Origin of the sequence: Lentzea tibetensis, from assembly GCF_007845675.1 — a bacterium.
GTDB lineage: Bacteria > Actinomycetota > Actinomycetes > Mycobacteriales > Pseudonocardiaceae > Lentzea > Lentzea tibetensis.
On sequence record NZ_VOBR01000005.1, the window covers coordinates 296439 to 315470 of the forward strand.

Genomic DNA, 19032 nt, shown 5'->3' on the forward strand with positions numbered 1-19032 from the left:
AACCATAACATGGGCCCGCCGGGTGTTGTTTCTTTGGGAGCGTCATCCCGCACCAAAACACACACGACCGTCTTACAGCTCTTTCCAGTCCAGCACGGGCGCCGCGTAGTCGCGGATCGACGCGAGCAGGCCCAGGCGCGCCGCCTTGACCTTCGCGTCCTCGGCCATCACCAGCACCTCGTCGAAGAAGGTGTTGATCGGCGCGGTGAGCCCACCGGCCGCCGCGACGAACGCCGCGAGTCCGGCCGGTCGCTCGCCCAGCGAGCTGAACGCCTTGTGCAGAGCCAGTTCCGCGGACTCCGACAGCGCCGACGCGTCGTAGGACGCGGTGACGTCGGCGGGCACGATGCGGCGAACCCGTTGCAGCGCGGCCACGAGCGACGCGAAGTCCGGGTCGCCCGCGAGCTTCGTCAGCTCGGCGAGCGTCTCGTCCGCGAGCACCGGCGAGTCCGCCAGCGGCAGCACCGCGTTGACGAACCGGTGGTCGTTGCCCGCGTCGAGCAGCTGCTGCTCGTAGCGCCGCACGGCGAACTCGCGCGCCGTCTCCAGTGCCTCGGGGGTGACCTCGAGCCCTTCCGCCGCAAGGGAAAGAGCCCGCGTCAGCGTGATCTCCCTCAGGTCGGGGAAGGCGCGCAGGATGCTCACCGCGCCCAACGCCGCGCGGCGCAGGCCGAACGGGTCCGAGCTGCCGGTCGGGTTCGCGCCGATGCCGAACAGTCCGGCGAGCAGGTCGAACCGGTCCGCCAGCGCGAGCACGGCACCCGGAGCCGACGCCGGCATGGCGTCGCCCGCCGAGCGGGGCAGCTCCATCTCGTACAACGCCTGCGCGACCTCGGGGGTCTCCCCCGCGCGCGTCGCGTACTCGCGCGCCATGACACCGGCGAGCGACGACAGCTCGATCACCATCTGCGAACCCAGGTCGAACTTCGCGAGCTGGCCCGCGCGGGTGAGCGTCTCGACGTCGACGGACACGTGCTGCGCCAGCCGTCCCGCCAGTGCGGCGATCCGGGCGGCGCGGTCCGCCATCGAGCCGAGCTTGTCGGCGAACGTCAGCTTGGCGAGACCGGACTTCATCTCCTCCAGCGGCGTCTTGAGGTCCGCGCGCCAGAAGAACGCCGCGTCCTCGTACCGGGCGCGCAGCACGGCCTCGTTGCCCGCGCGGACCAGGTCCGCGTCCACCGAACCGTTCGCCACCGCGACGAAGTGCGGCAGCAGCGCGCCGTCGGCCGTGCGCACCGGCAGGTACCGCTGGTGCTTGCGCATGACGGTGGTGAGGATCTGGCCGGGCAGCTCGAGGTAGCGCTCCTCGAACGAGCCGAGGATCGGCGTCGCGAACTCGACGAGGTTCGTCACCTCGTCCAGCACGCCGTCGAACTCCACGACGCCGCCGACCGACGCCGCGAGCTCGTTGGCCTTGTCGACGATCTTCTGCCTGCGCACCGACGCGTCGGCGTCGATGCCGTGTCCAGCAAGGAAGTCCAGGTAACCGTCCGCAGTGGACACCTCGACGACCGGCTCGTTCGCCGTGCGGTGCACGCGGGTCTTCGTGTCCGCGGCGAGCGTGGACACCGAGACCGGCACCGGCGTCTCGCCGAGCAGCGCGAGCAGCCAGCGGATCGGGCGGGTGAACGACAGCTTCGGGTCGTTCCACTTCATGTTCTTCTCGGCGCGCAGCTCGGCGACGACCTCGGCGAGCAGCCCGCTCAGCACCTCGACCGCCCCGCGACCGGTGTCGGTCTTCACCAGCGCGACGAACTCCACGTCGTTCTCGGTGACCCGGCCCAGCGCGGTCACGTCGACACCCTGGCCGCGCGCGAAGCCCTGCACGGCCTTGGTGGGCTGGCCTTCCGCGTCGAAGGCGGCCGAGACGCGCGGACCGCGGACGGTGCGCTCGGCGTCCGGCTCGCGCGGCGAGACCTCGTCGACCAGCACGACGACGCGGCGCGGCGTGCCGTGGACGGTGACGTCGCCGTGGGTGAGGCGGGTGGCGGCGAGCTTGTCCGTCACGGCCTGGCGCACCGCGTCGACGGTCCTGGTGACCTCGGCGGGCGGCAGCTCCTCGGTGCCGATCTCGAACAGCAGCGTCGCGGGCGCGGAAACGTCCACGAAGGACGTCGGCGCGGGCGCGAGCGCGGGCGACTCGGCGAGGCCGAGCGGGTGACCCAGCTCCTCGCGGCGCTCGGCCCACAGCGCGGCGACTTCGCGTGCCAGGCCGCGCATCCGGCCGAACGCACGGGCGCGCTCGGTGGTGCTGATCGCGCCACGCGCGTCGAGCACGTTGAAGATGTGCGAGCACTTGAGCACGAAGCTGTGCGCGGGCACGGGAAGTCGCGCGTCGAGCATCCGCCGCGCCTCGACCGCGAACTCCTCGAAGAGGCGCTTGTTGGCCTCCACGTCCGCGTCGTCGAGGTAGTAGCGCGACATCTCGTACTCGGACTGGCCGAACGCCTCGCCGTAGGAGATGCCGGGGGCGTAAGCGATCTTCTTGAAGTGGTCGACGCCCTGCAGCGCCATCATGATCCGCTCGATGCCGTAGGTGATCTCCACCGACACCGGGTCGAGCGTCTGGCCACCGGCCTGCTGGAAGTACGTGAACTGGGTGATCTCCAGGCCGTCGAGCCAGACCTCCCAGCCCAGACCCCACGCTCCCAGAGCGGGGGATGCCCAGTTGTCCTCCACGAACCGCACGTCGTGCCCGCGGACGTCGATGCCGAGCGCCTCCAGGCTGCCCAGGTACAGCTCCTGCGAGTTGCCGGGGTCCGGCTTGAGGATCACCTGGAACTGGGTGTGCGTCTGCAGGCGGTTCGGGTTCTCGCCGTACCGGGCGTCGTCGGGCCGCACGCTGGGCTCGACGTAGGCCACCCGCCACGGCTCGGGGCCCAGCACGCGCAGCACGGTGGCGGGGTTCAGCGTCCCGGCTCCGACCTCGGTGTTGAACGGCTGCACCACGATGCAGCCCCGATCGGTCCAGTACTTGGTCAGCGCGAGCAGCGCGTCCTGCATCGTCAGCACGGCCACGAGTCTACGAACGTCTCAAAACAGCTGGTCAAGGGCCCATGACTACGTGGCATCTGCCACTGTGCCACCCTTTGCACAACCTGGGGGACATCCGCCGCGTCCTTCTGGGGTACCGGGATTGACCTGAGAGGAGAGGGTGTGGAGAACCGGCCGCCACGTTCGGGCGAACCGAGCGGGAACCCCAGGCGACCATCGGCGAACCCCCGCCCACCTGCGGCTCAGCCCCGCAGGCCCCAGGTCCCTCCGCGTTCGGAACCCCGCCGCGCGGAACCCCCGCGCCGCTCTGAACCGCCCCGCTCGGAGCCCCCTCGCCGGGCCGAGCCGCCCCGCCGTTCGGAGGCATCGCGGCGAGCCGAGCCCACGCCCAGGCGCACCCCCGACGAACGCCGCAGCATCGTCGACCGGCCCACCGTGAAGACCGCACCGGCTCCGCGCAAGCGTCCCAGTCGCCCTGCGTCACCACCGCCGCGCAGGCCCAGCGGCGCGCAGCGCGGCGCGTCGAACACCGGCAAGGTCGTCGTCAGCCTGCTGTCCGCGGTGATCCTGCTGGTCACCGGCATCGCGTGGAAGAACATCAAATCGCTGACCGACGGGCTCACGACGCAGGACGTGATCGGCGAGGGCGCCGGCGGCGAGAGGCCCACCGACGGTGCGATCGACATCATGCTGGTCGGCATGGACAGCCGCACGGACTCGAAGGGCAACCCGTTGCCCCAGGAGATCCTGAACGAGCTGCAGGCCGGTGGCAGCGACGACGGCGGCCTGAACACCGACACGTTGATCATGATGCACATCCCGAACGACGGCGGCAAGGCGTACGCGGTGTCGTTCCCGCGCGACTCCTACGTGAAGATCGCCGGCGACTTCGGCCGCCACAAGATCAACTCGGCGTACGGCTACGGCAAGTCGGCCGCGCTCGAGAAGAGCCAGGGCGAGAAGGACGCCGCCAAGCGGGAGATGGACTCCCGCCGCGAGGGCGCCAAGAACCTGATCGCCACGATCGAGGGCCTGACCGGCGCGACGATCGACCACTACGCCGAGGTCAACCTGGTCGGCTTCTACGACATCACCAAGGCGATCGGCGGCGTCGACGTCTGCCTGAACGCCCCGGTGAAGGACAAGTTCTCCGGCGCGAACTTCCCGGCGGGCCAGCAGACCATCGAGGGCCGCGACGCGCTCGCGTTCGTCCGGCAGCGCCACGGCCTGGTGATGGGCGACCTCGACCGCGTCGTGCGCCAGCAGGTCTTCATGGCGGGCCTGGCGAAGAAGATGCTGTCCGCGGGCGTCATGACCGACAGCAAGAAGCGCACCGACCTGATCCAGGCCGTGACGAAGTCGATCGTGCTCGACAAGGACTGGGACATCACCAAGTTCGCGCTGCAGATGAAGGACCTGTCCGGCGGGAACATGACGTTCCAGACCATCCCGACCGGCACTCCCGAGCTGCAGACCGAGGAGGACGGCGTCGCGATCGAGGTCGACGAGCGCGAGGTCAAGAAGTTCGTCGCGAACCTGGGCAAGGCACCCGCGTCCACCTCCTCACCCGCGGACCCGAAGTTCGACCCCGGCACGCTGACCGTGGACGTGCGCAACGCCTCCGGTGTGGGCGGACTGGCGGGCAGCGTCCTGAAGTCGCTCGTGGCGAAGGGGTTCGTGGAGGGTGAGGCGGCCAACGCCGAGTCCAACATGGCCAAGTCCGTCGTCCGGTACGGCAAGGGCGGCGAGACCGGTGCGGACGCCGTGCAGAAGGCGCTGGGCGGGATGAAGACCGAGCAGGACCCGAACCTGCCCGCCGGTCGCGTCCGCGTCTACGTGGGCTCGGACTACGCGGGTCCGGGGGCGCAGTCGATGGCTCCGAAGCCGCTGGTCGCGCTGGACGGGGCGCACCAGCAGCCGGCCACCCCCACAGCGCCGGCGCCCATCAGCGCCGATGGCGTGCGCTGCGTCAACTAGCAGGGCCTGCGCTGCACCAACTGATACCCAGAGTAGAGATCTATACTCCATTCGGGGGATTCTCTCGGTAAGTTGCGTAAGCGACGAAGCTTTCACGCCTTCCATCACCGTGAAACCCGCTCACGGGGTGGAGGACGACGGTGGAGATCGACACAGCGGCGTACCAGAGGGTGCTGGGCGATGAGCTCCGCACTCTGCGCAAGCAACGCGGCTGGACGCGCAAGGAGCTGAACAAGCGCCTGCAGACGGAGATCTCGCTGCAGACGCTGGCGACCTACGAGCTGGGCACCAGGCAGTGCTCGGTGGTGCGCCTGGTCGAGATCTGCCACGCGCTGGACATCCCGGCCCACGAGGTGATGGCCCGCGTGCACGAGCGCGTCTTCGGCGACACCCCGGACGGGCACCTCGCGCTGAACCTGGACGAGATCGTCGCGAACGACACCCCGAAGCTGGGGCCGTTGCGGCGGTGGGCGCAGGGGCGCCTGCTGCAGCTGCCGCCCGGCCACACCCGCGAGGTGCACCTCGACCTGCCCGCGCTCGAGTACATGGCCCAGTTGTGCCAGCTCAGCACTGTCGAGCTGATCAGGACCCTCAGGGGGCTGGGAAAAGCGCCCCGTTGACACCCTCGTCATGAACTGCCGTCCGGCGCGGGCGGCTTTGTACTCCAACACCGCCACGAATGTCGACCATCCGGCATCGTGCACAGATTTGGCCGAGCACGTGCGGGCGAGCCCGTACACCGCCAGGTCTTCCACCGCAATCGCTTGGTTTTCGCGGATCAGGGCAGTGGACAACTGGTGGTGGAAGTCGTGTCGCGCGTCGGCTACCCGCGCGTGCCAACGTGCGCCCTTCGGGCGGGCGTGCTCGCGCGACCGGCCGAAGGCCACGCAGAGCCCGCCGGTAGCATCGCCGGGGTGAACGATTCGCCCGCCCGCCTGCCCCTGCGGACCGCCGCCGCCGTGCGGCTGGGCAACATGAGCTCCAAGCTGTCGCAGAAGATGGGCCTCGGCGCCGGCGGCATGATCGGTGGCCGCATCGCGCTGAAGCTCGACCCGCAGGCGCTCGCCCACCTCACCGACGGCCGGCACGTCGCCGTCGTCACCGGCACCAACGGCAAGACGACGAGCACGATGATGCTGGCCCGCGCGACAGGTGCGCTCGGCGAGGTCGCGACGAACCACAGCGGCGCGAACATGCCCGACGGCCACGTCACGGCGCTGTCCAAGCAGCCGGACGCGCCGTACGCCGTGCTGGAGTGCGACGAGGGCTACTTCCCCGCCGTCGCCGGTGCGTCGTCGCCCGAGGTCGCCGTGCTGCTGAACCTGAGCCGCGACCAGCTGGACCGGGTCGGCGAGGTGCGCACGATCGAGCGCTCGCTGCGGGACGCGATCAACGCGCTGGAGAACTGCACGATCGTCGCGAACTGCGACGACGTCATGGTCACCAGTGCCGCCAAGGACGCGAAGACGGTCATCTGGGTCGCCACCGGAACGGGCTGGCACCAGGACTCGGCGAGCTGCCCCCGTTGCGGCGACCCGATCCGCTGGGAAGGCGAGCACTGGCACTGCACCGGGTGCGATCTCCAGCGCCCGAAGCCGGACTGGCTGACCGTCGACAACGCGCTCGTCACGCCGGAGGGCGTGAAGGTCGAGCTGGCGCTGCGGCTGCCCGGCAAGTTCAACCAGGCCAACGCGGTCATGGCCACGGCCGCCGCGCACACCATGGGTGTCCCGGTCGACGAGGCGGTGCGCCGGCTGCGCGGCGTGTCGAACGTGTCCGGCCGCTACCGGACGATCGAGCGCAACGGCCGCAAGGCGAGGCTGCTGCTGTCGAAGAACCCGGCCGGCTGGAGCGAGACGCTCACCGTGGTCAAGGAAGCCGACCACCCGGCCGTGCTCGTGATCAACGCGCAGGAGGCCGACGGCCGCGACCTGTCGTGGCTGTGGGACGTGCCGTTCGAGCGGCTGCAGGGGCGCACGGTCATCGCGTCCGGCGAGCGCGCGACCGACCTGGCCGTCCGGCTCACCTACGCCGAGGTCGAGCACTCGATCGTGCCCGACCCGCTGAAGGCCGTCGACGCGATGCCGCAGGGCGACGTCGAGGTCATCGCCAACTACACCGCGTTCCGCGACCTCAACGCCAGGGCGGCCGAGAATGAGTGAGTCCACAGTCCAGATCGCACTCGTTCTCCCCGACCTGCTCGGCACCTACGGCGACTTCGGCAACGCCGTCGTGCTCGAGAAGCGGATGAACTGGCGCGGTATCAAGGCCGAGATCGTGCCGGTCATGTTCGGCGAGCCGGTGCCGGACTCCTGCGACATCTACGTGGTCGGCGGCGGCGAGGACACCGCGCAGACGCTGGCCGTGAAGCACCTGCGCGAGCACCCCGGCCTGCAGCGCGCGGTCACGAAGAACGCGGTGGTGCTCGGCGTGTGCGCGGGCATCCAGATCTTCGGTGAGTCGTTCACCCGCGCGGACCAGATCACGCATCCCGGCATGGGCCTGATCGACTCCACGTCGCACGCGGGCGGCAGCCGCGCGATCGGCGAGGTGCTGGCGACGCCGGCGAACAACCTGTTCGAGGGCGTGCTGACCGGGTTCGAGAACCACCAGGGCCGCACGGTCCTCGGTCCGGCCGCCCAGCCGCTGGCGCACGTGAAGGTCGGCACGGGCAACGACGGCAGCGTCGAGGGCGCCGTGCAGGGGCGCATCGTGTGCACATACCTGCACGGCCCGGTCCTCCCCCGCAACCCGCAGCTGGCGGACCTGCTGATCGAGTGGGCGACGGGCGCGAAGCCCGCGCCGCTCGACCTGCCCGCGGTCACCCAGCTGCGGAACGAACGGCAGCGCGCCGCGAGCTGACGGAATAGTCCTGGGTGCGCACCTTCTTGGTGCGCATCCAATAACGCCAGGTGAAGCCGGGCCAGATGGTCCGGTTGATCCCCTGCGCGTCGAGGTACCAGCTCTTGCAGCCGCCCTGCGTCCACACGCCCTTGCTGAGCTTGCGGTGCAGCTCGGTGTTGAACCGCCGCTGCGCGTCCGGGCGCACGTCGATCTCCTCGGCCTGCAACGAGTTCATCAGCTCCAGGCACTGCGACACGTACCGGATCTGCGACTCGATCATGAAGACGACCGAGTTGTGGCCGAGCCCGGTGTTGGGGCCCAGCAGGAAGAACAGGTTCGGGAACCCGGCGACGGTGATCCCGAAGTACGTCTCGATGCCCTGCTCGCGCCACTTCTTCGCGAGGTCGACGCCGCCCTTGCCCTGGATGTCCAGGTAGTCGAACGAGTCGGCGACGTGGAACCCGGTGCCGTAGATGATGACGTCCACGTCGTGCTCGACGCCGTCTGCGTCCACGATGGACGACTCGCGGACCTCGCTGATGCCGGACGTCAGCAGGGACACGTTGGGCCGCTGCAGCGCCGGGTAGTAGTCGTCGGAGATGAGCACCCGCTTGCAGCCCATGGTGTAGTCGGGCTTCAGCACCTCGCGCAGCGCGGGATCGGGCACCTGCGTCTTCATGTGCTTGAGCGCGATGCCCTGCGCGAACTCCATGATCTTCGGGTTGACCGCGAACCCCAGCGCGCTCGACTCGCGCACCCAGTAGACGAAGTTCCGGTAGAGGCGCTGCGTGAACGGCAGTGCGCGGAACATCCGGTGCTCCCAGCCGCGGATCTCCCGGTCGGCCTTGGGCATGATCCACGGCGGCGTCCGCTGGAAGATCTTCAGCGAACCGACCTCGGGGGCGATCTCCGGCACGAACTGGATCGCGGACGCACCGGTGCCGACGACGGCGACCTTCTTGCCCGCCAACGAGTACGAGTGGTCCCACTCGGCGGAGTGGAACGTCTTGCCGTTGAAGTTCTCGATGCCCGGCAGTGACGGGATGTTGGGGATGTGCAGCGCGCCGACACCGGCCACCAAAGCGTGCGCGGTGTAGGTGTCGCCGTGCTCGGTGGTGACGTGCCAGCGCTTGGCCTCGTCGTCCCACTGCGCGCCGGACACCTTGCTGCCGAACCGGATGTGCGGCCGCAGGCCGTACTTCTTGGCCACCTCCCGCAGGTAGTCCCATATCTCCTGCTGGCCGGCGAACGTCCGCGACCAGCGCGGGTTCAGCTCGAACGAGAAGGAGTACATGTGCGACGGGACGTCGCAGGCGCAGCCGGGGTAGGAGTTGTCCCGCCAGGTGCCGCCGAGGTCGTCCGCCTTCTCCAGGACCACGAAGTCGTGCTCACCGCGCCGCTTGAGTTCGATCGCCATGCCGAGGCCCGAGAATCCGGAGCCGACGATGAGCACTTTGGTCTCACGGTGCATTGGCGCATCCTCCCGTCTCTACTGGCCGGTAGGTTACTCCAAGTAAGTTACGAGCGGTAGACTCCTTTTCGTGGAAGCGGAGACCGTCAAACGGCGGCGCATGCCCAAGGCCCAGCGCATGGAGCAGATGCTGTCCGTCGCGGAAGAGGTGTTCGCCGAGCGCGGGTACCTGGCGGCTTCGATGGACGAGATCGCGGAACGCGTCGGCGTCTCGAAGCCGATGCTCTACGAGTACTTCGGCTCGAAGGAAGGCCTGCTCATCGGCTGCGTCCACAAGGCGCGGACCGAGCTGCGGACGAGGACGGAGGCGGCGATCGCGAAGGCGTCGACGCCGGAGGAGTTCCTGCGGCTGGGCCTGCTGGCGTTCTTCGAGTTCATCGCCGAGCACACGAAGTCGTGGGCGCTGCTGCGGCACGAGGCGTCGATCACCGTGCCGTCCGCGCAGGAGGAGGTCGAAGGCATCCGGCAGCAGCAGACGGACCTGATCGCGTCCGTGCTGTCGGGGTTCGCGCCGGACATCGACGCGCTGGAGGCGGAGGCGTTCGCAGAGATCGTCGTCGGCGCCTGCGAACGGCTCGCGCTGTGGTGCGAGCGCAGGCCCTCGGTGGGACCCGCGCTCGCGACCGACTACGTCGTGAACCTCGTCTGGAACGGCGTGGCCGCCCGGATCAAGGCTTGACGATCACCTTGAGCGCGGTGCGCTCGTCCATCGCCTGGTAGCCCGCGGCGACGTCGTCCAGCGAGACCGTCTTGTCGAACACCGGGCTCGGGTCGATGCGGCCGGCGAGCACGTCCGCCAGCAGCTCGGGCAGGTACGCGCGAGCGGGCGCGACGCCGCCGCCGACGTTGATGTTGCGGCCGAACAGCTTGCCCAGCGGCAGGCCCGGCATCTCGTGCGGGACGCCCACGTAGCCGATGCGGCCACCGTCGCGGACGATGTCCATCGCGGTCGTCCACGACTGCTCGGTGCCGACGCACTCGAGCACGGACGTCGCGCCGAGCCCGCCGGTCAGCTCCTTGATCTGCTCGACAGCGGCCTCACCGCGCACCGAGACCTGGTCCGTCGCGCCGAACAGCTTGGCGACAGCGGCGCGGTCCTCGTGGCGGCCCATCGCGATGATCCGCTCCGCGCCGAGGCGCTTGGCGGCCAGCACGCCGCACAGGCCGACCGCGCCGTCACCGACGACCGCGACGGTCGAGCCGGGGCCCACGCCCGCGGAGACAGCCGCGTGGTGGCCGGTGCCCATGACGTCGCTCAGCGACAGGAACGCGGGCAGCAGCTTCGCCTCGGCGTCCGATGGCACCCGCACGAGCGTGCCGTCGGCGTGCGGCACGCGCACGGCCTCGCCCTGGCCGCCGTCCGAGCCCTTGGAGCCCCAGAAGCCGCCCTCGGGGCAGCTGGTCTGCAGACCGGCCGCGCAGTACGCGCACGTGCCGTCGCTCCACACGAACGGCGCGATGACCCGGTCGCCGACCTGCACGGAGCTGACGTCGCCGCCGACCTCCTCGACGATGCCGATGAACTCGTGCCCGATGCGCGCGCCGCCCTCGCGCTTGGCGACGCCGCGGTACGCCCAGAGGTCGCTGCCGCAGATGCACGCGAGCTCGACCCGCACGACGGCGTCGGTCGGCTGGCGGACGGCCGCGTCGGGCACCTCTTCCACTCGGATGTCATTTGCGCCGTGGATCGTGGTTGCCCGCACCGGGCCCCTCCTCGAAGTCAGTGGTCAGAAGAGTCCATGGTCCTCCTCGAGACCACGTCACGCCGAATCGAAACGGTGTGGACTTGCTCTCAGGACTTCCGGGAATGCCGTGGGGGGGAGCTTTCCCAGCGGTCAGCGCTGGGAAAGCTCCCCCATGGCGAACGACTACGCGCAGGTGATGCGGGGCGTGCCCCAGTCCGCGTGGTCGGAGTTGATGCCGTCACCGGCGTCGGTGACGACCAGGCGCAGGTTCTCCGCGTCGGCCAGCGAAGCCGTCAGCGTCTTCTGGGCATCGGTCCCGGTCAGCTTCCCGCTGTCCGCGACCTTGGCGTCGTCGGCGAAGACTTGGAACACCACGCTGCCCTTCCCGACCGCGACCTCGTCGTCGACACCCACCGCGACGGAGATCGTCGAGCACTTCTTGCCGAGGTAGAACTCGATGGTCGACGCGGCGTGCGCACCGAAGCCCTTCGCGTGCGTGACGCCGTTGATGGTCAGCGCCTTGCCGTCGAGCGCACCGCTGCCGCCGACGCTCTTGTCGATCTCCACCGGGCCCCAGCCGTTGGTGCTGGACGAGGCCTCGAACGCCGACAGGTCAGTGGTGCCCGCGGGCGGGGTCGGACGCGGGCCGCCGTCGGTCTTGGACACCCGGTAGATCACGGTCGCGAGCGTCGGGACCGAGGCGCTGATCGCGCCGGTGGTGGTGCGGTTGGACTTGGACCAGAGGTCCTTCAGGTTGTACGTCCCGGCACCGAAGCCGATCTCCGACAGCGAGGTGCTGATCGTCTGGGTCGAGCCGCTCTTGTTGAACAGCGCCACGGCCTTGTCGCCGTTGGCCAGCGGCTTCACGATCACGTCCACGCCGGTCTTGCCGGTGGTCTTGATCCGCTTGCCCTGCTTGCCGAGCTTGTCCTGGTCGATGTCGATGACGTCCTTGTTCTCCAGGATGGTGAAGGTGTCGGCGTTGACCTTGCGCAGGTCGGAGCCGATCAGCAGTGGGGCCGCCATGATCGACCACAGGGTGAAGTGGCTGCGGTACTGGGTCGCGGACATCTTGCCGTTGCCGACCTCGAGCATGTCGGGGTCGTTCCAGTGGCCCGGACCGGCGTACGAGTCCAGCACGACGTTCTTCTCGTAGATGTCCATCGTGCGCGGCCAGGTGTCGTTGATGTCACCGGTGGTGCGCCACAGGTGGCCGGTGTCCGACGCCCACTCCCACGGCTTGTTCTGGCCCCACTCGCACAGCGAGAACACGATGGGACGGCCGGTCTTCTTCAGCGCGTCGCGCATCTTGCGGTAGCGCTGCTTGGCGTCGACGCCGCCGTTGTTGCAGTTGTCGTACTTGAGGTAGTCGACGCCCCAGGAGGCGAACTGCTGCGCGTCGGACTCCTCGTGGTTGAGACCGCCGGGGAAACCGTTGTCCTTGTTGCAGGTCTTGGTGCCGGCCGAGGTGTAGATGCCGAACTTCAGGCCCTTGGAGTGCACGTAGTCCGCCACGGCCTTGATGCCGTTCGGGAACCGCGTCTTGTTCGGCACGAGCTTGCCGTTGGCGTCACGGGTCTTCTCGGCCCAGCAGTCGTCGATGTTGACGTACTCGTAGCCGGCGGCCTTGAGGCCCTTGTTGACGAAGATGTCCGCGATGCCCTTGACCATCGCCTCGTTGAACTCCGCCCGGCAGGCGGTGGTGTTCCAGTTGTTGAAGCCCATCGGCGGGGTGAGCGCCAGACCGTCGGGCAGTGCCTGCGCGGCCGGGGCCGCGGTCAGGGCGAGCACACCGGAGCTGACCAGGGTGGCCAGCGCGGTGGTCAGCGCGAGAACTTGCCTGCGCATCGGGGTTTTCCTTTCGGGGGTTTTCAAGCGACGGTTTTCAGCCGGGCAGACCCCAGGGCTTGCCCGGGGCGGTGATGGCGACGGGCTTGATGGTGAGGTCGGGGCGCTTCCCCTTCGGGTGCACGAGCACCTCGCGTCCCTTGGCCAGCTCGATCTCCAGCGTCCCGTCACCGCGGTCGCGGTACTTCACGGGTCGGCCGGACGGGGTGCGGACGGTGACCTCACCGGCGATGCCGTGCCGCAGCACGAGCGGCTCACCGGCGCGGCTGCGCACGAGGACGAAGTCGGTCTTGCCACCGGAACGGCGTGCGGTGACGTCGAAGGCGCCCTCCGCGGAGTGCCGGTCGAGCACGGCGTCCTTCCACGCGGACGGCACGGCCGGGAAGACGCGGATCACGCCGCCCCAGCTCTGCAGCAGGAAGTCGTGGATGGTCTGCGCACCGGACAGCGGCGTCTCGACCACCGGCCCGGCCTCGAGGTACATCGTGTTCTCCAGCACCGGGAACCGCTTGGTGGTGTCGAACATCTGGATGAAGTAGGCGTAGGCCTCGTCACCGCGGAACATGCGGGCGGCGATCGAGCCGGACCCCGAGTAGCTGTAACCGCGGTGCGCGGGCTCCAGCGACATCCAGTGCTTCAGCGACTTCTCGATGAGCGCCCGGTTCTCCGGCTGCTCCCAGTTGATCGTCATCAGCGGGAAGATCGCGAGCATGTGCGAGTAGTGCCGGTGCGACACGACGAACGGCACGCCCGCGCCGACCATCAGCCCGTTCTCGTTGACCGGGTACGGCACGAGGTTGTCGAGCACCTCCTGCCACTTCGGCGCCAGCGGGTCGTCGATCTTCAGCGTCTTCGCCGAGTCGATCAGCGTCTGGCAGCCCCAGCGGAGCAGCTGGAGGTCGTAGTTGCAGTCCGGCGCGTTGCCGTACTCCGGTGACGTCGTCTCGTCGAGGTGCAGCTTGCCGTCGCTGCCCTTGGTGAGGAAGTGCAGGTAGTAGTTGATCGCCCTGCGCAGCAACGGGAACACGACGTCGGACAGGATCTTCTTGTCCATCGTGTGCCGGTACGACAGCCACACGTTGTGCAGCGCCCAGGTGAGGTTGCCGAGCTCCTTCGTGCCGCCGCCGGGGCTGGGCACGGCGAGATAGCCCGCGTTGCTGGTGAACCGGTCGGTGCTGCGGTTCACGCCGGCCGAGTCGTGCTGGTACTCGGGCCGGACGTTGCGGACCAGCTGCTCCTGGTTCGCCTTGAGCGTCGTGGTGATCGCGTCGAGCTCCAGGTGGCCGGAACCGTGCAGCACCCAGTACTGCAGCTGCATGTTCAGGTTCCACCAGGCGGCGGCCCACGGCGTGCTCTCCAGCCACGGGCCGGTCGTCGCCATGACGGGGCTGCCCGCGCGCGAACCGGCCGCCACCTTGTACAGCTGGATCCAGTAGAAGCTCTGCAGCCGCTGGTCGGGGATCGACAGGAAGCTCTTGGGGTAGAAGTCGTTCCACCACATGCGGTGCGTGCGCTCCAGCATCCGGTCACCCAGTGCGGCTGCCGAACGGACCAGCTTCAAGGCTTCCGTCTCAGCGGTCGCCTCGGGGAACGTGTGCGCGACGCCGAGGAGCAGCTCCTGGGTGCGGCGGCGCTTCGTGAGCCGGTACGCGGTCGCGGTCTGCCCGCCGACCAGCAACGACTGCAGCGCCAGCTGTTCCTTGCCGTCCGTCTTCGTCGTCGGGTCCGGGTTGAACACGTACCCCTCGGGCAGCGGGTTGAAGGCCGCGCGCGGTGGAATGGCCTTCGAAGGGGTGAACACGAGCGCCGGATCCTCATCACCCGATCCGGTCACGGACAACACCAAGACCGAACGCGAGGTGTGGACGTAAGCCCGGAACTCGATCACGCCCTTGTCGGTGACGACCTTGCCGCGCAGCTCCGCGTTCCACAGGTCGAGCCGCCAGTCGACGCCGGTGACGGTGCCGGTCGCGGTGAGCACGAGGTTGCCGACCGGCAGGCGGCACAGGCCGAACTGGGTGCCGTTGACCTGCCGGTGGTCCTGCGAGTGCGCGTGCTGCACGGTGAACCGGACGGTGTTGCCCTCGGCGTAGACGACGCTGCCGAGCTTGCCGTCGCCGAGGAACGGCGCCTGCCCGTAGCCCGTCGGACCCTTCTTCCAGATCAGGTCCTGCTGTCCGATGAACTCGCGCCAGTCGCGCTCGGACATGCCGTCGCAGCCGAAGACCTCCGAGGACACACTCTCGTTTCGTGCCGCCGCGGTGGCGGGCGTGAGGAGCCCCGCCGTGACCGCGACCGTGGTGCCTCCGATGAAAGCCCTTCTGTCCACGACCATTTCTCCCGCTCCTCACCGCGCACGCTGACAACAGCGGTCCAGGTGCGCGGCGGTGCAGCCTGGTCCAGACAACCGGAAAGGTAGGAGTTCTACGTCACATCGCGCAAGAGCCAACTACAAGAAACATGAAGCAACATCGGGCTGTCGGCGAGGTTTGTCCTTGCCCGCGACCGGGGACGCCTAGGATGTCCGCCCTAAGGGCGGGAAAGCGCGTGCTGTGCCCGTTCGCGAGGAGGTGGCATGGCCGTGACGACAGCGGCGTACAGCGGCGACAACAGATCCGCGCAACGCGGACGGCCGCGGGACGCCAGCAGGGACGACGCCTTACGTCAGGCGGCGCTCGAAGTGATGGCGGAGGTGGGGTACCGCGCACTGACGATGGACGCCGTCGCCGCACGGGCGCGCGCGGGCAAGGCGACCATCTACCGGCGCTGGGAGTCCAAGCTAGACCTGGTGATCGATACCTGCACGCAGCTCGCGTCGCAGAACCTCGCCACGCCGGACACCGGCACGCTGGACGGTGACCTGCGCGAGTTCCTGTCCTCGTTCGCCGCGTTCCTGTCCGGGCCGATCGGCAAGGCCGCTCAGGCGCTCGTCGGCGAACTGCCGCACGAACCCGAGCTGGCCGCCGCGTTCCGCGAGACGTTCCTGATCTCCCAGCGCAACGTGCTGCGCGGCATCATCGACCGCGCGGGCGACCGCGGCGAGCTGCGTCCGGACGCACCGCGCGGGATGGCGGTCGAGCTGGCGGGTGCCGCACTCACCTACCGCCTCATGCTGACGGGTGATCCGCTCGACGAGACGTTCGTCAACAAGATCGTCGATCAGGTGCTGGTTCCGCTGATCAAGTCGTGAAAGGTGGGGGTCCGTTCGCGACCCCCACTTTCAGCGGAAGAGTTTGCGCAGGAGCGCGAAACCGACCACCGCACCGACGGCGATCAGCGTGTACTTGACCTTGGGCTCGTTCAGCGTGGCCAGGATGCCGGCCTTGCCGGTGTCGACCAGCTTCTGCGGGTTGGCCCGCTCGCCCAGCGAGTCGAGGGTGGCGGCCAGCGCGTCGCGCGCCTGCTCGATCTCGCGCTGAATGATGTCAGGATCGCGGGCCACATGTCCTCCTAGCTGCGGTGTACGGAACACCGTAGTGGACAGACCTATAGGCTTGCGCGCGCCGGGGTCATAGCCCAATTGGCAGAGGCACTGGATTTAGGTTCCAGCCAGTAGGGGTTCGAGTCCCCTTGACCCCACCACTCGGAAACGAACGCAACGTGGCCCGCCGCGGGGGCTGGACCCGCGGCGGGCCACGTGGGCCCCGCTCACCGGTGACGGGTACCCGGACCTGTGACGTCCGCAGGGACAACGCTAGGCCGACAGGTGATCATGCGTTAGTCGCGAAAACCCGCACCCGTAACACGAGACGGCCAGTTACAGGTGTTGCGCCGCCCAGGCCGCGATCTGAGTTCGCGATCTCAGTTCGAGCTTCTGCCGGACGCGCTGCAGGTGAGCCTCGACCGTGCGCTCGGAAATGCGCAGCGTGGACCCGATGCGCTGGTTCGTGTGACCGGCCGCGACGAGCGACACGACCTGGCGTTCGCGGTCGCTGAGCACCTGCTCGGGTTCCTCGTCGAGCACGTAGTCGACGACCTGCTCCTGCGTCATCTCCCGGCCGGACGCCAGCACGTCCTCGGCCTCGGACGTGGACAGCGCGGCACGGCACGCGGTGATCGTCGCGTGCAGCTCCTCCTGCCACTGGGCGTCCTGCTTCGCCTGCCCGACGGTGCGCACGCGCGACGCCGCGCCGACGAGCCGCAACGCGCGCCGCGGATCACCGCGCCGCAGCGCCACCATCGCCAGGCCCTCGATGACGTGGGAGAACCAGAAACTGCCCACCGAGCACGTCCGGACGGACTCCTGGAACCGGGCCAGCGCCTCGTCCAGGTCGTCGCGGCGCAGCGCGCGGATGCCGACGGTGTGCAGGAAGATCGCGAGCCGCGGCGGCGGCGCCAGCCTGCGGTACACGGGCAGGACGTCGTCGATCAGCTCGTCGGCGAACTCGGTGTCGCCGCTCTGCAGCGCCACCCAGGCGAGATTGTGCTCGACGATCGCGATGTCGAGCGGTTCGCCGACCGGCGCGAGCAGCGCGATGGCCTCCTCGTAGTACTTCCGCGCGGCGTCGAGCCGTTCGGCGCGGGTGTGCTCGCCCGCGAGGCCGTTGAGCGCGCGGGCCAGCGCGATCGGCGAGTCGAGGCCGCGGGCGAGCTCGACGGCCTGCTCGGCGAACCGGAAGCCCGCCGAGTCGTTGAGGTCGGTGCCCGCCAGGAACGCCAGGTGGCACAACGCGATGCAGCGGTCCTCCGGCGTGGCGTCGGACGAGCGGACGGCGTTGTCCAGCAGCCTGCGGCCTTCTGAGACGTAGCCCTGGTCGCGCCACGTGACGGCGAGCAGCGTCGCCAGCGGCAGCTCGCGCTGGTCGTGCCGCGACGTGCTCCAGTCGACGGCGAGCTGCAGCGCGCCGGAGTCGCCCGCGAGCGGTTCGAGCAGCTCGGACGGGCTGAACATGGCCAGCGAGAACCGCCGCCACACGACCATGAACCAGGTGACGACGCCTTCGCAGGTGGCGCCGTGCTCGCCGGACTCGACGAGCTTCTCCTTGCCGTACAGGCGAACGGACTCGAGCTGGTCGAACCGGGCGACGCCGCTCGGCGACGTCGTCGCGACCAGCAGCGACTTGGCGACGAGCACGGACAGCAGACCGAGCACCCGGTCCGGCGGCAGCGCCTCGTCCGCGCACGCGGCGACCGCGATGTCGACGCTGAAGCCGCCGGAGAACAGCGACAGCCTGCGGAACACGCGCTGCTCGTCGCCGTCGAGCGTGTCGTAGCTCCACTCGATCGCGGCGCGCAGGCTCTGATGTCGTTCGGCCGCGGTGCGGTTGCCGCGGTTGAGCAGCGCCAACCGGTCGTCCAGCCGGGCCAGCACCTCGGCGACCGGCAGGACCGTCACGAGCCGCGCGGCCAGCTCGATCGCGAGCGGCAGCCCGTCGAGCCGGGCGCACACGCTCGACATGATCTCCTGGTCGGCGAGGTCGAACGTGAGGCCGAGGTTGTTGGCCCGCGCGCGGTCGGAGAACAGTTCGACGGCGCTCGCGATCGGCAGCGGGTGCACCTGGTAGACGACCTCGCCGGGCACCCGCAGCGCTTCCCTGCTGGTCGCGAGCACGCGCAGGCCGGGACAACCGAGCAGCAGCGCCTCGACGAGGTGCGCGCACTGGGCGACCAGGTGCTCGCAGTTGTCCAGCACCAGCAGCAGCGATCGTTCGGCGAGCGCGGTGAGCAGCGTCCGCACGACGGGTTCGCGGGCGACCTCGGCGATGCCCAGCGCGGTGGCGACGGACTGCACCACGAACTCGCCCTGGGAGACCGACCCGAGCTCCACCCACACGGCGTCCGGCGCGAACTCCTTGGCGAGCCTGGTCTTCCCGACGCCTGCCGGTCCGACGAGCGTCAGCATCCGGCACGCACCGGCCAGGCGGTGCAGGTAGTGGAGCTCGTCCGCACGGCCGATGAAGCTGTCCAGCGACGTCGAAAGCTCGATCTCGCGAGAGGCGCGCTCCCGGTAAGCCCGCTGACGGCACGCGTTCGAGCAGTACCTCGCGTGCCTTCGCCTGCTGGAGGAAGTCGCGGCTCCGCAGGTCTCACAGGTACCCGCCAGCTCGCTCACCACACGCATCGTAATCAAGCGACTACATGGCGGAAAGGGCTTTCCGGCACACGCGGGTCACATCGCTGCCCCCACCCGATCTCTGCATGCCGAATGGGACGCAAGGGCGTAGACCGGACGAGCTTTGTTGCGTATACATCGGATCTATCGCCGCCGCGATG

13 protein-coding genes, 1 tRNA gene and 1 pseudogene are annotated in these 19032 nt (G+C 69.2%); 7 read left to right on the plus strand and 8 right to left on the minus strand.

Annotation, left to right across the window (positions count from 1 at the left end):
* Nucleotides 1–72: 72 nt before the first annotated feature.
* Nucleotides 73–3003 carry a glycine--tRNA ligase gene (locus tag FKR81_RS09760; protein ID WP_146350790.1) on the minus strand — a complete coding sequence of 977 codons (2931 nt, stop codon included), beginning with the start codon at nt 3001–3003 and terminating at the stop codon, nt 73–75.
* Between the two features lie 426 nt (nt 3004–3429).
* On the opposite strand from FKR81_RS09760, the gene FKR81_RS09765 reads away from it, so the two are divergent.
* Together FKR81_RS09765 and FKR81_RS09770 are read left to right on the plus strand one after the other, a co-directional pair.
* A complete protein-coding gene (locus FKR81_RS09765; RefSeq protein ID WP_235921421.1) occupies nt 3430–4971 on the plus strand; it encodes an LCP family protein in 1542 nt (513 codons plus the stop codon).
* 140 nt (nt 4972–5111) lie between these two features.
* On the plus strand, nt 5112–5591 hold the full coding sequence (locus FKR81_RS09770) for a helix-turn-helix domain-containing protein (RefSeq protein ID WP_146350644.1): 480 nt from the start codon (nt 5112–5114) through the stop codon (nt 5589–5591).
* 117 nt (nt 5592–5708) lie between these two features.
* Here the strand turns inward: FKR81_RS09770 and FKR81_RS44935 are convergent.
* Nucleotides 5709–5858, minus strand: a pseudogene (locus tag FKR81_RS44935) (transposase); the annotation flags it as partial.
* Nucleotides 5859–5885: 27 nt separating this feature from the next.
* On the opposite strand from FKR81_RS44935, the gene FKR81_RS09780 reads away from it, so the two are divergent.
* Nucleotides 5886–7133, plus strand: a complete 1248-nt coding sequence (locus FKR81_RS09780; RefSeq protein ID WP_328593135.1) for a MurT ligase domain-containing protein — start codon at nt 5886–5888, stop codon at nt 7131–7133.
* Nucleotides 7126–7833, plus strand: a complete 708-nt coding sequence (locus tag FKR81_RS09785) for a type 1 glutamine amidotransferase (protein ID WP_146350645.1) — start codon at nt 7126–7128, stop codon at nt 7831–7833. The genes FKR81_RS09780 and FKR81_RS09785 overlap by 8 nt, the downstream gene beginning before the upstream one ends.
* On the opposite strand, the gene FKR81_RS09790 is transcribed toward FKR81_RS09785, so the two are convergent.
* Nucleotides 7793–9286, minus strand: a complete 1494-nt coding sequence (locus FKR81_RS09790; protein ID WP_146350646.1) for a flavin-containing monooxygenase — start codon at nt 9284–9286, stop codon at nt 7793–7795. The genes FKR81_RS09785 and FKR81_RS09790 overlap by 41 nt on opposite strands.
* A 100-nt stretch (nt 9287–9386) precedes the next feature.
* Here FKR81_RS09790 and FKR81_RS09795 point away from each other — a divergent pair, with 100 nt between their 5' ends.
* On the plus strand, nt 9387–9965 hold the full coding sequence (locus FKR81_RS09795) for a TetR/AcrR family transcriptional regulator (RefSeq protein WP_146350793.1): 579 nt from the start codon (nt 9387–9389) through the stop codon (nt 9963–9965).
* Here FKR81_RS09795 and FKR81_RS09800 read toward each other — a convergent pair.
* From FKR81_RS09800 to FKR81_RS09810, 3 genes are all read right to left on the minus strand, one after another.
* Nucleotides 9955–10989, minus strand: coding sequence for a zinc-dependent alcohol dehydrogenase family protein (locus tag FKR81_RS09800; RefSeq protein ID WP_146350647.1), 1035 nt, complete (start codon nt 10987–10989; stop codon nt 9955–9957). The two genes, FKR81_RS09795 and FKR81_RS09800, sit on opposite strands and share 11 nt — an antisense overlap.
* Before the next feature lie 165 nt (nt 10990–11154).
* The gene (locus tag FKR81_RS09805) at nt 11155–12819 is read right to left on the minus strand and encodes an NPCBM/NEW2 domain-containing protein (RefSeq protein ID WP_146350648.1); all 1665 of its coding nucleotides are present in this window, start codon (nt 12817–12819) and stop codon (nt 11155–11157) included.
* Between the two features lie 37 nt (nt 12820–12856).
* Entirely contained in the window at nt 12857–15154 is a 2298-nt protein-coding gene (locus tag FKR81_RS09810; RefSeq protein WP_146350649.1) for a glycosyl hydrolase family 95 catalytic domain-containing protein, read from the minus strand.
* A 240-nt stretch (nt 15155–15394) separates the two neighbouring features.
* Between FKR81_RS09810 and FKR81_RS09815 the strand changes: the two genes are divergently transcribed.
* Nucleotides 15395–16009, plus strand: a complete 615-nt coding sequence (locus tag FKR81_RS09815; RefSeq protein WP_146350650.1) for a TetR/AcrR family transcriptional regulator — start codon at nt 15395–15397, stop codon at nt 16007–16009.
* A gap of 30 nt (nt 16010–16039) precedes the next feature.
* On the opposite strand, the gene FKR81_RS09820 is transcribed toward FKR81_RS09815, so the two are convergent.
* On the minus strand, nt 16040–16261 hold the full coding sequence (locus FKR81_RS09820; protein ID WP_146350651.1) for a DUF3618 domain-containing protein: 222 nt from the start codon (nt 16259–16261) through the stop codon (nt 16040–16042).
* 63 nt (nt 16262–16324) lie between these two features.
* Here FKR81_RS09820 and FKR81_RS09825 point away from each other — a divergent pair.
* Nucleotides 16325–16401: transfer RNA gene (locus tag FKR81_RS09825), tRNA-Leu, on the plus strand.
* A 175-nt stretch (nt 16402–16576) separates the two neighbouring features.
* Here the strand turns inward: FKR81_RS09825 and FKR81_RS09830 are convergent.
* Nucleotides 16577–18871, minus strand: coding sequence for an ATP-binding protein (locus FKR81_RS09830; RefSeq protein WP_186762883.1), 2295 nt, complete (start codon nt 18869–18871; stop codon nt 16577–16579).
* Between the last annotated feature and the right edge of the window lie 161 nt (nt 18872–19032).